17 protein-coding genes are annotated in these 14,442 nt (G+C 36.9%); 15 read left to right on the top strand and 2 right to left on the bottom strand.

Annotation, left to right across the window (positions count from 1 at the left end):
* Positions 1-88 precede the first annotated feature (88 nt).
* The 15 genes from Q0625_RS04295 (at position 89) to Q0625_RS04225 (ending at position 11,610) form a co-directional block, all read left to right on the top strand.
* The gene (locus Q0625_RS04295; protein WP_298823743.1) at positions 89-958 is read left to right on the top strand and encodes a M23 family metallopeptidase; all 870 of its coding nucleotides are present in this window, start codon (positions 89-91) and stop codon (positions 956-958) included.
* Positions 959-978: 20 nt separating this feature from the next.
* The gene (locus tag Q0625_RS04290) at positions 979-2,469 is read left to right on the top strand and encodes a GH3 auxin-responsive promoter family protein (RefSeq protein WP_298823742.1); all 1,491 of its coding nucleotides are present in this window, start codon (positions 979-981) and stop codon (positions 2,467-2,469) included.
* 111 nt (positions 2,470-2,580) lie between these two features.
* Entirely contained in the window at positions 2,581-2,892 is a 312-nt protein-coding gene (locus tag Q0625_RS04285; protein WP_298823740.1) for a hypothetical protein, read from the top strand.
* A 267-nt stretch (positions 2,893-3,159) separates the two neighbouring features.
* Positions 3,160-3,729 carry a hypothetical protein gene (locus Q0625_RS04280; protein WP_298823738.1) on the top strand — a complete coding sequence of 190 codons (570 nt, stop codon included), beginning with the start codon at positions 3,160-3,162 and terminating at the stop codon, positions 3,727-3,729.
* A 543-nt stretch (positions 3,730-4,272) separates the two neighbouring features.
* Positions 4,273-4,653 carry a hypothetical protein gene (locus Q0625_RS04275; protein WP_298823736.1) on the top strand — a complete coding sequence of 127 codons (381 nt, stop codon included), beginning with the start codon at positions 4,273-4,275 and terminating at the stop codon, positions 4,651-4,653.
* 139 nt (positions 4,654-4,792) lie between these two features.
* Positions 4,793-5,185, top strand: a complete 393-nt coding sequence (locus tag Q0625_RS04270) for a hypothetical protein (protein WP_298823734.1) — start codon at positions 4,793-4,795, stop codon at positions 5,183-5,185.
* A 79-nt stretch (positions 5,186-5,264) separates the two neighbouring features.
* Positions 5,265-6,044, top strand: a complete 780-nt coding sequence (locus tag Q0625_RS04265) for a hypothetical protein (RefSeq protein ID WP_298823733.1) — start codon at positions 5,265-5,267, stop codon at positions 6,042-6,044.
* Between the two features lie 245 nt (positions 6,045-6,289).
* Positions 6,290-6,637: a hypothetical protein gene (locus tag Q0625_RS04260; protein WP_298823731.1), complete on the top strand. Its 348-nt coding sequence runs from the start codon at positions 6,290-6,292 to the stop codon at positions 6,635-6,637.
* A gap of 321 nt (positions 6,638-6,958) precedes the next feature.
* A complete protein-coding gene (locus tag Q0625_RS04255; protein WP_298823729.1) occupies positions 6,959-7,744 on the top strand; it encodes a leucine-rich repeat domain-containing protein in 786 nt (261 codons plus the stop codon).
* 159 nt (positions 7,745-7,903) lie between these two features.
* Positions 7,904-8,206 (top strand): hypothetical protein, encoded by a 303-nt coding sequence (locus Q0625_RS04250; RefSeq protein ID WP_298823727.1) that lies wholly within the window; start codon positions 7,904-7,906, stop codon positions 8,204-8,206.
* A 104-nt stretch (positions 8,207-8,310) separates the two neighbouring features.
* Positions 8,311-8,637, top strand: a complete 327-nt coding sequence (locus Q0625_RS04245) for a hypothetical protein (protein ID WP_298823725.1) — start codon at positions 8,311-8,313, stop codon at positions 8,635-8,637.
* Between the two features lie 55 nt (positions 8,638-8,692).
* Positions 8,693-9,055, top strand: coding sequence for a hypothetical protein (locus tag Q0625_RS04240; protein ID WP_298823723.1), 363 nt, complete (start codon positions 8,693-8,695; stop codon positions 9,053-9,055).
* Between the two features lie 167 nt (positions 9,056-9,222).
* Positions 9,223-9,582, top strand: a complete 360-nt coding sequence (locus Q0625_RS04235) for a DUF4240 domain-containing protein (protein ID WP_298823721.1) — start codon at positions 9,223-9,225, stop codon at positions 9,580-9,582.
* A 289-nt stretch (positions 9,583-9,871) separates the two neighbouring features.
* Positions 9,872-10,645, top strand: coding sequence for a hypothetical protein (locus Q0625_RS04230; RefSeq protein WP_298823719.1), 774 nt, complete (start codon positions 9,872-9,874; stop codon positions 10,643-10,645).
* Positions 10,646-10,953: 308 nt separating this feature from the next.
* Positions 10,954-11,610, top strand: coding sequence for a hypothetical protein (locus tag Q0625_RS04225; RefSeq protein ID WP_298823718.1), 657 nt, complete (start codon positions 10,954-10,956; stop codon positions 11,608-11,610).
* A gap of 206 nt (positions 11,611-11,816) precedes the next feature.
* Here the strand turns inward: Q0625_RS04225 and mnmG are convergent, their stop codons facing one another.
* Together mnmG and Q0625_RS04215 are read right to left on the bottom strand one after the other, a co-directional pair.
* Positions 11,817-13,676 (bottom strand): tRNA uridine-5-carboxymethylaminomethyl(34) synthesis enzyme MnmG, encoded by a 1,860-nt coding sequence (mnmG, locus tag Q0625_RS04220; RefSeq protein ID WP_298823717.1) that lies wholly within the window; start codon positions 13,674-13,676, stop codon positions 11,817-11,819.
* A gap of 5 nt (positions 13,677-13,681) precedes the next feature.
* Positions 13,682-14,440, bottom strand: coding sequence for an acyl-ACP thioesterase domain-containing protein (locus tag Q0625_RS04215; RefSeq protein WP_298823716.1), 759 nt, complete (start codon positions 14,438-14,440; stop codon positions 13,682-13,684).
* Between the last annotated feature and the right edge of the window lie 2 nt (positions 14,441-14,442).

Raw genomic sequence — 14,442 nt, 5'->3', positions numbered from 1 at the left:
TCTCTGATTACTGTATACTGACTACTGACCTCTGATTACTGACCCCTGACCCCTGTGTATCAATAACTAAAAACTCAAAACTTTTTTGATGTCTCTAAAACAACAATTTAGCAAGATTATACATCGCAAATGGCTCTTCAAGTATAGAGTAGTGATCATGAACGAATCCACCTTGGAGGAGGTCAACACCTTTCGCCTGAATCGCCTCAATGTCTTTGTATATAGCGGATTATTCGCTATACTGATGATTACCCTCACCACCTTGGTAATTATCTACTCCCCCCTAAAGCAATATATCTTGGGCTTCTCGGAAGCTGACCTACGTAAGCAGATTGTAGATCTTACCTTCCAGACCGACTCCCTGCAACAACGTATCGTAAGCAATGACGCTTATTTTGGCTCACTCCAAAAAGTCCTTACGGGCGATATAGAACCCGATAAGATTAACAAGGACTCCGTACTCAATGCAGTACAACAAATCCCCGTAGAGGTAGATATACAAGCCAGTGAGGAGGAGATGAAACTCCGTGGCGAGGTAGCCGAGGAGGAACGCTACAATGTATTCGATGTGGCAACCGCCAATACCCGAAAGGCGTTTTTCCCTCCCATACAAGGGATGCTATCCAGTGAGTTCAAGGCCGACAAGCGCCATTATGGGATAGACCTTACAGCCGCCGAAGGCACCCCCGTCAAGGCAATAGGTGAGGGTACGGTGATTTTTGCAGAGTGGTCAGCACAGACAGGCTTCGTTCTTATCATAGAACACCCCCATAACTTCGTATCAGTGTATAAGCACAACGCGGCTATCACCAAGCGACAAGGCGACCAAGTACGCGCTGGGGAAGTCATCGCCAAGGTAGGTAATACAGGCGAACTCTCCACAGGTACCCACCTACACTTTGAACTATGGCATGAGGGCTATCCTGTGGATCCGCTTAACTATATGTATATCAAATAATCAAAACACACCCTCCTATCATGAGCTTAAAGAGTTTTATCGCCCATAAGTGGGCTACCTATATACGAAAGAAAATAGACCAATGGGCATCGGACCCTATCGCAACCCAAGAGAAAGTCTTCCTCTCTATTATCCAAAAGGCCAAACATACCGCTTTTGGGCGTGATCACCACTTTGAGGAGATTCACTCCTACGAAGACTTCGTCCAGCGAGTGCCTATACGCGATTATGAGGCACTAGCCCCCTATATAGAGCGCGTAAAAAAGGGTGAAGAAAATATCCTTTGGCCTGGCAAACCGCTCTACTTCGCCAAGACCTCTGGCACAACCAGTGGGGCAAAGTATATCCCCCTGACCAAAGAATCTATGCCATACCATATCGAGGCGGCTCGCAATGCTATCATGTGCTATATAGCCGAAACAGGCAAGGCGGATTTTGTCTCAGGCAAGATGATCTTCCTACAAGGAAGCCCTATCTTGGAAAAGAAGAATGGCATACGCCTAGGTAGGCTTTCGGGTATCTCCGCACACTATGTACCTAAATACCTACAAACCAACCGCATGCCTTCATGGAAAACCAATTGTATAGAGGACTGGGAAACGAAGATTGATGCCATTGTGGAGGAAACCATCCATGAGAATATGACTCTCATCAGTGGAATCCCCCCTTGGGTACAGATGTATTTCGAACGTCTCCAACAGAAATCCCAAAAGACAGTGGGAGAACTTTTTCCCAATTTTCAGCTGTTTATCTATGGGGGTGTCAATTACGAACCCTACCGCCAAAAATTCGAACACCTCATCGGCCGCAAGGTAGATAGCGTAGAACTATACCCCGCCAGCGAAGGTTTCTTTGCCTATCAGGATACACAAACGCAAAAGGGGATGTTGCTGCTGCTCAATGCGGGTATTTTTTACGAGTTTATCGAAGCAGATACTTTCTTTAGTGAAAACCCCAAACGTATCTCCCTCAAGGACGTACAGTTGGGCGTGAATTACGTGCTTATTGTCTCCACCAATGCAGGCTTATGGGGCTACAACATGGGCGATACGGTGATGTTCACCTCCCTTAAGCCCTATCGCATCGTGGTAACAGGACGTATCAAGCACTTTATATCAGCCTTTGGCGAACATGTCATCGCCAAGGAAGTAGAAGAAGCCCTTGCCGAGACCCTTGCCCAACAAGGAGGCGAAGTGAGCGAATTTACCGTAGCACCTCAGGTCAATCCCCCCGCAGGGGAACTCCCCTATCATGAGTGGTTCATTGAGTTCGAACAAGCCCCCAAGGATATGGAGGCTTTCGCCAATACCCTTGACCAAGCCTTACAAGCGCAAAACAGCTATTACAAAGACCTCATAGAGGGCAAGGTACTCCAGCGCCTACGCATTACCCCCGTCCCCAAAGGCAGCTTCGCTCAATACATGAAATCCCAAGGCAAATTAGGAGGTCAGAACAAAACCCAACACCTCGCTAACAACCGCAGTATTGCAGACAAATTAAGTGAAAAATAAAAAGTGAAGAGTGAAAAGAGACATTTTTCACTCTTCATTTTTCACTCTTCATTCCCTCTGCTGGTGCGATTCACATACCGAAACCAAAACTGAATTTTAATATTTTTTACTATGACAATAATAGAACTTATAAAACTTATTAAGCCTATTCCGGAATTATTTATTGGAATTCACAATGTATTTTGTTTAGAAGCTTTTATTAATGGTTGGCATTATCGTGATACCGAGGAAGATGTAAAAGCTAGTGTCTTATACACAGAATTTTGTGAATGGCTAAGAAAAAGGTATAATATGAGAGGCGACTCTAGAGGTTGGGCTAATATACTTTATTATAAATTTGAAACTGAAGAAAAGGCTTTGGATGAGTTCTTTGTCTTATTCAATACGTTTTATAAAGAAAAATATAATTCAAGTTTATGGTAATAGCGGATAATGGATAATGTATCAAAAGTAGGCAATATATCAGACGAGTAATGTGTCATAGGGTGGTTAAAGTTCCCCGCTAGCACGTTTCTTGCAACTCGTGCTTATCATACTAAGAGCTTGTAGCTCTGTTGTGTTGTCGAAATTCCAACATCTTACAATCCGTACAGTACAACAGAACTAAAACCTAATTGGTAGGAGCACAAGCGACACGCTCGCACCAGCGGGGGGAAAAAGGAAATAAAGGAACTAATAAAAGAAATAATTATGAAATATTATAGAATTCATGGAGCTGATAATAATTCATCTTTTTATACGAATAATAAAGAGCTCTTAGAATATTGTCCAAAATGTGGCTTAATTAGCAATCGTTATAAAGCTGTGATCTCAAGTATAGACAAATTTGTACTAAAAAAGAAAAAATATAATTTTTCTTTTTGTTTAGAAGGAGAGGTTATAGTTTCTCAAAGATTTGTAGATATTTATATGAAATATCAATTAAAAGGTTTGTCGTTTCTTGAATTACCTAAGTCAAAAGGATTTTATTTGTTACAATGTAACACAGAGATGAGATATGATTATGAAAACAATCCTAATTTAGTTAGGAGATTATTATGTAGTGAGTGTAATCAGTATTTCGAAGTTTCATGTGTTCTGCCTATAAAACTACTTGATGAAGATTTACTGCAAAATAATGCTTTCTATAAAACTGACCTAATAGTAGGAGGAGTCGTAGGGCGTTGGCCGCTAATATTAGCAACAGATGATATCCCTTATATATTTAATAAACTGGAAAAAGTAAAAGATGTATATTTCAATTTATGTAATAGAGGATAGTAGTGTATCAGATATGCTCTTAAAACTTCCACAACCTCCCGCTGGCGCGATTCACATACTCGCTTGCAGGTATTCAGCGACTTTAACTCGTGCTTATCATACTAAGAGCTTGTAGCTCTATTACAGATTCAAGATAATCAAATTAGATAGGTTGTTAAAACCTCAACTTACCAAATAATACAAAAGAGCCTAAGCCTAATGATAAGTGTATAAGCGACACGCTTGCACCAGCAAGGAGTTAGAATAGAAGAACATTTACTTAGGTTTCACAAGTTCTGTAACTTATTGATATTCAAAAACCTCCCCCTACCCCCTCCAAAGGGGGAATGAGATAGTTTATGATTCTCAAGGAGTTATAGAAAGGACATTTTCCAGATTGATAGACAATTTTTATCTTTTTCAACGAATTTATTCCCCCTCTCGGAGGGGGCAAGGGGGAGGTTTTCTTTGCAATATATTGATTATTAATCAATTATAACCCTAATTATAACCTAAAAATGACTTGCGAAACTTAAGAACATTTATTTTTATTAATTGGGAATAATGAGAAATATAAAAGGAACGCTATTAGATATGAGTTCTGATTACACAAAAAATATTATCAAACTTATTTTTGATAATGACATAGAAAAACATTCTTTACGAGACTCTTTTTTGTATAGTAATTTTAAGAATGCTACTTTTTTTAATTATCAGGATGTTGTTGATGTAATAGCTAAACAAGGGAAAGTTTTTCTACTATTTGAAGGTAAGGATAAGGAACTTTGGGAAGTTAAAGGGGGACATGCTATTGAGTATATCTTTCTAGAAGAGGTTTTGGATTATGAAACAGATATGTATTTGTTTAATGAAAATGTTGATTGGGTGATTAGGATTATAGATGAGTTTTCTGATGACAAAAGAGTTATAATTTTTTATCATTGATGTAGATGTCGTCAGATCTATTGTAGAATCAATGTAAAAAGATAAAGCCTAATTGTAGGGACACGAGGTGCGAGCCGTATGGGCAATATAAAAGAATCAACAGGACATTATAATACAATTAAACAAAAACGAAAGATTTATGGAATGGCAAAGAATAATTATTACTATATCACTTATTACCTTATTATTTGGTTGTAATCCAAGTGAGAATTACTTAAAAAACCATGAGGTTTTTCCATATTCTGAGGAAATTGTCCAAGAAAAGAAATATAAAATTAGTGTCAAAGAAGCTAATGATTTATATGTCAAATATTTATATGACAATAAAAAAAGTAAGGATTTAGATTATGATGAAACTCTTCTTTCTCCAACCTTAATTATTGATGATCATTATGTGTATTCTTTTCAGAATTTAGTTATGCAAAAGGTAGCCGTTTTTGGCGTTTGGATAAATGCTAATACAGGAGAAATAACTACTAATGATGAATCTATATGGTTAAAAGAAAAAGATATTGTTTCTTTTAAGAAATAAACACCTCCCCTCAACCTGCCAAGCAGTGCGCCTATCATACCAAGAGCTTGTAGCCGAGAAATAACAATAAAAGAACAATATGTCAAAGAAAGAACTTACCAAGAAAAGAATCTGTTTTGTCCTTTATGGATATGAAGCAAGTGTGTTAACCCTGTTTGACAACCTTGTTCCCTTTTATGAAGAAAAAGGTTATCCTTTAAAATCAATTGATTTTGATTTTTTAAAAGATAAAGGTTATAAAAGTGAGAGTCTTCCTATTGAAAAATTTTTGGAAAAAAGAGAAGTTGATATTAGTTACAATATTTCTAACAATTATAAATTTTTCCATATTTTTACTGCAAAAAGGCGCCGAGAACCTCTCACTTGGCATTATTCATTTGATTATAATGATAGTGTTGCAAACATAATGTTTGATGCTATTTATGAAAGAGAACATATTTTTTCTTTTTTTAAAGAGATACTATCTCTTTTGTTGAAGGACAATAAGGCATCATTAGGTTATTTATTTGAACAAGAACGCTCAACAACATATCTTTTAGGAGATACTTGGGCTGAACATCAAATGCCTATCTATAAAGAAAATGCAGAAGTATGGCGTAGATTTCGTCTTTCTGATGAATTTCCTCATATCAAAAATAGATATCGCCATATCTACCTCCAAAATATTCTATCAACATATCATATAGAAGAAATGTTTGATGGGATACCTCTTATTCAATGGGTAGAAAAGAATGCTTATGGAACGGTTGAGAAAATAGGAAAAGAAAATTGGTTATGGTGCATACCTGAAGAGAAACAACACGAGATTCAAGTAATTTTTCATGACAAAGGATTACTCATAGGGGTTGACAGAGAATAGTTCCGTATGGTCTTAAATATACTCTTAAAACCTCAACAACCTAGCAAGCCCCCGCTGGCGCGATTCACATACTCGCTTGCAGGTATTCAGCGACTTTAACTCGCTCCTATCATACCCGCAACAACCTACCAAGTAGCACAATACAAGTGTCTACCGCGCAGGTAGTAAATTAGGAATCATAGGGCACAAGCTACAAGCTTGCGCCAGCAGGGGCTCAATATTTAAATAGTTTAGGATGGTAATTTATGGATTTATATAAAGAAAAAAGAGTTAAAATGACAATTGTTGATTTAGTTTATTTCATTAGACTAAAGTTTAAAATGATTTTTGGTAATGAAAAGAATTTAAACAATCTTTATTACTATTTATTAGGTTATATTGCGGCTAAAATAGAGCAAAATGTAGAAGAAAGCATCGAAGAAAAATTTCATTATTATTTTAGTGAATGGCTTTATAAGAAATATAATAATAAGTTTGATCATCCAATTCCTTGGAATATAGTTTACAACACTTTATTTATTGATGAAGAAGAAAAACTAAATACTTTTTATAGTGATTTTGATGATTTTATAAAAGAAAACATATCAGAGTAAATGTAAATCGTATAGTATCCTTACCGACCACTTAGGGACGCCTTATGAAGCGTATGATGAAAATGGAGAAAAGGTTAATGTTTCAGATGTGTTGTTAAAAGCACAACAACTTAACTATTAGTAAAATACAAAAGAATTACCCTACTATTTTTAGGGATAAGCGTTTTTAAAACCTATAAAGCGCTCTAAATAGTGCGAGGGGAATTTTAAATTTTGAATTAGGCACAAGCTGCAAGCTTGCGCCAGCGTGGGGGACACGCTCGCACCAGCGGGGGTAGATTTTAAAAATCATAAAAAATGTAATAATAGGGGGATAGGAATATGAATAATATTGATGTAAAGTTCGGAGGCTATCATAAAGAATTTGCAATTCTTACTCCTGAAAATTATGAAAAACTTCCTGCTTATATGCAGGAGAAAGGGATAAAGAAATTACAGATAAAAGATGATAGTTATGGTTGGAATAGAGATTATATGCCATCATTAAAACCATTTGATTTTATTGATGAATTATTTGTATTTTGGACAGGAATAGATGATATTTCTGAGATACAATGTCTTCATAACCTCAAAAAACTTTACTTGGATAATGGAGACAAAACAAAAATTGATTTTTCCAATTTCCCTTTTTTAGAAGTGTTATTGTCTTGGGACAGGAAAAATATTGAAACAGCTTGGGACATACCTTCTCTAAAAGAATTAAAGCTCTATGGTTTAAAAAAGAAACAGTATAAAGAGGGGGAATCATTGAAATCTTTATTGTCATTAGACTTAAGAAGTACAGCAGTAGAAGACCTTTCCTTTCTTGCTCAATGTAAAAACCTAAGGAAATTGTGTTTGTACTATATGAAACAACTGAAAGATATTAGCTTCTTGAAAAATTTAGTGCAGCTTGAATACTTGAGCATAGAGGGAAATAAAATCGAGAATTTCAGAGTCGTATCATTCTTAGGAAATTTAAAAAAATGCAGTTTGGATAGTAGAATAGCAACAGCTGATAGTAATGATTTTATACATCTAAAAAAATTAGAATCTTTTGGTTTATTTGGAAATAATGAAATGCTAAAAGTGGGCAAAGAAGTAAGAGAATTGTTAAAAATTGGGTAATGCCACTCATGTTTATTAAAATGTGTTAAAATTTGTGTTTAAACAATTTGTTTTCAATTAATTATAAACAAAAATATTTGTCCGAGATTTGAAAAAAAATACACCCAGTTCCAAAAGATAAAAGAAGATGTTCTTGAATTTAAATTATAATTATTTGAAATGAAACCAATAGACAGTAGAATTAAGGTGGATATAGACAATGATCGGATTGTTGATAATGATGTTGTCAAACTATCAAGAGAGGACTTTGTTATAGATTATTCAGGGAAGAAAATTACCTTGAAAGAAGGGATGTATGTATATCTTTATACAGATGATACAGATGATAAAGGAGAACCTTCTTTTATTTTTTCAGAGGGAATTGTTATAAAAAACCCTTATGGAGACTTAACTTTATTCAAATGGTTTTGTAGATTAAAAGGAGAGATATTGTATGTGGATAAAAATGGGAAAATTTGGTAATATACCCCCCGCTGGCGCGTTTCTTGCAGCTCGTGCCCTTGCTGGCTTTGTGCGAGATCTAAAAAGTGGTTGTTTATTTTATATCTAACTCAATTAAATAAAATATGAGAAAAGAAGTTTTAGAATTGAAAAATATTGGGCGAATGCCTACCGAAACATTAGAAGATACTGAGGATATCTTATCATTAATAGAAAAATACGACGCCGTTATTTCTAATATAGAAAGCCCTATTAGTTTTGAAGAAGCAAAAGCGATAATTTCTATTTTCCCTGAAGGTTTTTTCTATGACTTGCATTGGGACTTGGTAAGACTCATTGAAAGTTTGCTAACACAAGATGAACAAGGTTATTTAGAAGTTATTAGCCTATGCCCAAGTAAAGAATGGAAAGAAGTATTAAATACACGATACCTTAATTGGAAAAAAGGGTAATGTTTCAGATATATTATCAAACATATATCAATAAAAATTAATGAAAATTCTAATTATGAATATAGAAACATATTATAAAGAACTTATCACTCAATGTGAGAACTTGGATTACTCTAATACAGAGGAAATTTTTGATTATGCCCTTGATATATTATATAAGTTTTCTCCTGAGCTATGTATAATAGTTATGGTAAATGCTATTATTAAAGCAGATAGATGTTTAGACGAAACCCTCCCAGAGCTTGTGGGAATAATCACATCGTATGATGGTAATGTAAGCTCTTATAACTATATAAAACAGAAACTTGCAGAAAATACAACTAATTCCAACTTTCATCACAAAGATGTATTGGAGAAGTTGTTAAGATATTTAGAAAGCAAGTATGAAAAGATGAAAGTAAATTTAAAAAACTATTAAGTTCTAATAATATATCCCCCGCTGGCGCGAGTTTGTAACTCGTGCCTATAATACTAAGAGCTTGTAGCTCTATAACAAACTTAGAAGGCGCTACTTTTAGGGAACAGGTAACATGGTTCGCACCAGTGGGAGAATAAAAGTTGAAAAATCACATTAAAAAATATAGCATGAATAAAGAACAATGGTTTTGGAATATTATAGAGGAATCGGATACTAATAGAGAGATATTGAAAAATATTCTTACAGAATTTGATAAAGATGAACTTATCAATTTTCAGGAAATATTTGTTGATTTCTCATCAGTTTTGCAAGTTTTTCCATACACACAATATATGGAAGAGTCCGAAGATGGTATTGAAGATATATCTCATTGGGTAGTGAGTAGAGGACAAGAGTTCTATAATCATATTGTAAATAATCCTCAAGAGATACCTTTTTCTTTAGGAGATAATTCTATGCAAGATCTTTATGGTATTGCTGATGAAGTTTGTTTGGAAAAATATGATGATGTTACAGGAATATATTAGGGAATGTTTTACTAACGAGTGGCAGAATTATTGCCCCGCTGGCACGATTCACATACTCGCTTGCAGGTATTCAGCGACTTTAACTTGTACCTACAATACCAAGAGCTTGTAGCTCTATAACCAACTGAGAAAGCGCTACTTTTAGGCAATGAATTAGATAGTGATAGCAACATAAGCAACTCGCTTTTGTCAGCAGAGATAATCAGTTATCTTGCGTCCTGTTGTAAGAACGATTCTTTATTCTATTTATCTGTATTCTGAATATGTTTGACTATAAAAAGTAATAATAATGGAAAAACTATTAGCTATTGTAAAAGAAAACGTAATTAATAAGCCACAAAATTATTTTACAGTGGATAATACCAAAGAACTATTACGCCCTATTCCTAATATAAAGGATATTAAGGATATAGAAGCGTTATTCTTTATGGAGCTAAATCTATATGAAATAGCAGCGCTAAACACTATTGTTCGCAACAGATATATTTATGAAAGAAAAGGAAAGGATAAAGAATTACATCCATATGAAACTAAATCTAACGAATGGTATACTTTATTATTTGAAGCTCCTCTTCCTAAAATTGATATATCGCAATATGGAAAAAGACTATTAAAATTTTCCGCAAAAATGTGTCGTAAAGCCACTGAAATTTATGTAGATAATCCTAACTTACAATTATTTACAATAGGCAATTTGCCTAAATTAGAAATAATAAAAGGATTAGAGCGATGCAAAGAAATGAAATTTTTGGAAATAAACAAGTGTAATCATCTCTTTGATTATAGTTTTATAAAAGAATTAACTAGCTTGATTTTTGTAAACTTATCAGATAATAAGAATTTAGAAGACTTAAGTTTTCTAACAAGTGAACATCAGGTAACACAATTAATATTAACAGGAACAAGGGCTGCTAAAAGTCATAAAAACATAGAAACTTTACAGCAATTAAAGAACTTAAAAAAAATAGCAATTGAATCTTCCAAAAAAGATATAATGCTTTTTAGAGAAGCTTTACCCAATTGTTATGTAAATGGAGTTCGATATTATGATTTACAAAAATAATACCTCACTGGCGCGTTTCTTGCAGCTCGTGCCCACAAAGCTAAGAGCTTGTAGCTCTATAACCAACTAAGAAGCTACTACTTTTAGGCAGTAAATTGGAGAGCGATAAGGGCATAAGCAACTCGCTTTTGTCAGCGGAGATAATCAGTTATCTTGCATCCTGTTGTAAGGGCGATTTGCAAATCGCCCTAAGGACAAGGCTTTTCAGACAGCTTTTATCGCACCTTATATAGAGAACAATAGCAACACGAAATATGTCAAAGGAGAATTTTAAGCTGTAAGCTATTGAATTTAAGCTATTAAAAAACATGGAACCAAACCTGATAAACACCAATGATATGAGAGAATTTTTAGAAAAATATAAAGAGGAATATACTCTTAAAATACCTCAACTACTAGAAGAGGTAAAACTGAAAACTCATTATACAAAATGGTCTAAGACAATACTTTCAGCGTACCAATTAGAACCATTTGAGACGGAATTACTAGGCTATAAGTTGGGGAGATTTTTGAAAAATGAACCCCCTATAAGTAAACATGTAAAGTACTATTTCTTTGATAGTGAAGATAAGATTGTAGGTAGATTAGAGTATAATTTTTATAATAACTACGAAAAAGAATGGGTAGTTACAAGGTTTTTATATATCTATATTCAAGGGGGTATTTTTGAAATAAAATTATCTAGTTCTCATATAAGTGAAGAACCAACTAAGATTAACCGTATAACTTATGTAAAATTATTGAATGATAAAGTAATTGAGAGCTATAACTTACATAATGATAACAGGTTTTCAAAACTCGTATATAAATATTCTGACAATAGAATAGTCTCTATTGAGCGAGATTTGTGGATACCAAATCTTCTGAAAAGCACCTATGAAATCGAATATCTTGACCAAAGCGCCTACATCATATGGGAAATAGAGGATGATGATACTAAGATAAAAATATATCCTAAATCCTAAGGTGCAAGGTGTGAGCCCCACAGGCAATGCAAGCCACATAGGTAGTAAATTGGAGAGGGAGAGGGCATGAGCGGTACGCTCGCGCCAGTAGGCACAATCCATTAAGATACAGTAATTTGCGTCTTAATGAATTGGGCTATACAATTGTCTCTCTACCATTGATTGGCATTTTCACCTTTTACTTTTTACCTTTTACTTTTTATCTTCTATCTCCCCATATACACCAACAATATGCTTATATCCGCTGGCGATACGCCACTGATACGAGAAGCTTGAGAGAGGGTCGTTGGGCGTATTTTCTTAAGCTTTTCCCGCGACTCGAAGGAGAGGGAAGTAAGTTTGTCATAATTGAAGCTTTCAGGTATGCGGATATCCTCCAAGCGATTGAGTTTGTCCGCATTGTTCTTTTCCTTTTCTATATAACCGGCGTATTTGATCTCTATTTCTGTATTTTCAAGCACTTCCTTACTAAGTTGTTGAGAATCGGCAAACTCTCTTACTTGGGGAAGTTCCATAAAGTCAGCTACTGTGATATTGGGACGAGCCAGTACCTTAGCCATCTTATCCCCCTGCTTCATAGGAGAAGAATCATACTTTGCCAAAAGCGGATTAGCTTCTTCGGGGGTAATACTCGTCTCTTTGAAGAACTGTACAAAAGCGGCTGTTTTAGCCTCTTTCTCTTCCAATAGGCGCATACGCTCTTCGGTAGCCAATCCCAAGGCATAGCCCATAGGAGTTAGGCGCGCATCGGCATTATCCTGTCTGAGCAGCGTACGGTATTCGGCACGGGAGGTGAACATACGGTAAGGCTCTTCAGTACCCTTGGTGATAAGGTCATCTATCAGTACCCCTATATAAGCCTCGTTGCGCTTAAGCACAAAGGGCGATTGCTCTTGCACCTTACGGGAGGCATTGATACCTGCGATGAGCCCTTGAGCACCTGCTTCTTCATAACCTGTGGTACCATTGATTTGACCGGCAAAAAAGAGATTTTCTACTAGCTTGGTCTCTAAGGTTGCTTTCAGTTGTGTTGGCGGAAAATAATCGTATTCTATGGCGTAACCTGGGCGGAGAAACTTCACCTGCTCGAAACCTGCTACCTTGCGCAAGGCGTCGTATTGTATCTCTTCAGGAAGAGAGGTAGAGAACCCATTGACATACATCTCTACCGTATGCCAGCCCTCAGGTTCTACAAAGATCTGATGGCGATCCTTATCGGCAAAGCGGTTGATCTTATCCTCAATAGAAGGACAATAGCGCGGCCCCACTCCCTGAATACGTCCGGTAAACATAGGGGAGCGGTCAAAGCCTGTACGCAATATATCATGCACCTCCTCGCTGGTATAGGTCATATAACAATCCAGCTGATGTGCAAGAGGCTTCGTTAGTGGCAAGTAGGAGAATTTCTCAGGGTTTTCGTCCCCTGGTTGGGGAGTCATCTTGGAATAGTCCAAAGAACGCCCATCTACGCGCGGAGGGGTACCTGTTTTCATGCGTCCTGCTTCAAACCCATGGGCAACCAAGCACTCGGTGATGCCCTTAGCGGCTTTCTCCCCTGCCCTACCCCCACCAAGGGTTTTCAGACCAATATGCAATACACCATTGAGAAAAGTACCATTGGTAAGCACCACACTCTTGGCGCGTATCTCGCTTCCAAGGGAGGTTTTAACCCCAACAGCCTTGTCGCCCTCTATGAGTACTTCTGTAACCATTTCTTGAAAAAAATCAAGATTAGGAAGCTTCTCTAGCTGCAAGCGCCAAGCCTCCGAAAAACGCATACGGTCGCTTTGGGCACGGGGACTCCACATGGCAGGCCCTTTGGATTTGTTAAGCATCTTGAACTGAATGGCGGTTTGGTCAGTGATAATGCCCATATAGCCCCCCAGTGCATCGATCTCACGGACTATCTGCCCTTTGGCAATGCCTCCTACTGCGGGATTACAGGACATCTGTGCCATGTTCTGCAGTTGCATGGTAATAAGTAGGGTCTTTGCCCCTGTATTGGCGGCAGCGGCAGCAGCTTCACAGCCTGCATGTCCCGCTCCGACTACTATAACGTCGTACATCTTTTCTAATTAACAATTGATTTTGCTTTCCATTTCGCAATAAAAGCAGGCTTAGCCCCTCCTTCTTTTTGGGCACAGAGATAAGTCTCCACAAGGGTCTTTTCGGGGTTGAGGTAGCGACCTCGGCTCTTATAGCCCTGCATGGTATCTCCAAGGAAGGTCTCTGAGAGAAAATTAATATCGTATTCCTGAATCACCCATTGGCGGTGATCTTGCTCACGCATCATATCCAATGCCCACTGGGTGTATTTCACATTATTGACATGAGAATTGACGTCTAAGTCACTGATTTTTACTTTGAAATCTACCACATGGATCATCTCTTCAGGTAAGAGTACCCTCTCGGTTTGCATAGCGATACCACCGTCTCGGCGAGGCTTGAATATCTCTTGGTTTTCACTCATATCAATGGGCTTGCGGGAAGCAATATCCATAGTAATCCAAGTAGAGGTACTCTCCCCTATCTTGCGATCTCTTACATAGATTTCAAACTGACGGAAGGCATACACGCCTTGAACAGGCAATGACCATGTGTGTATGGTTACTCGTTCGTTCCACTGGGGCCATTCATACATCTTGAGCTTCTGCTGAATGAGTGCCCAAAAAAAGCCCTTTTTGACCAAATCCTTATAGCCAAAGCCTAAGGAAGCTGCATGCTCTGCCGCTATGTCCTGTAACATCCCCAATACACCATAAAGGCCTAATTGGTTATTCAAATTCACTTGGGTGCTGCGCACCTTATAAGTTTCTGTAAATATCGTCATAA

This window comes from uncultured Capnocytophaga sp. (assembly GCF_938029845.1).
Lineage (GTDB): Bacteria > Bacteroidota > Bacteroidia > Flavobacteriales > Flavobacteriaceae > Capnocytophaga.
This window is presented reverse-complemented; position numbering and strand designations above follow the sequence as displayed.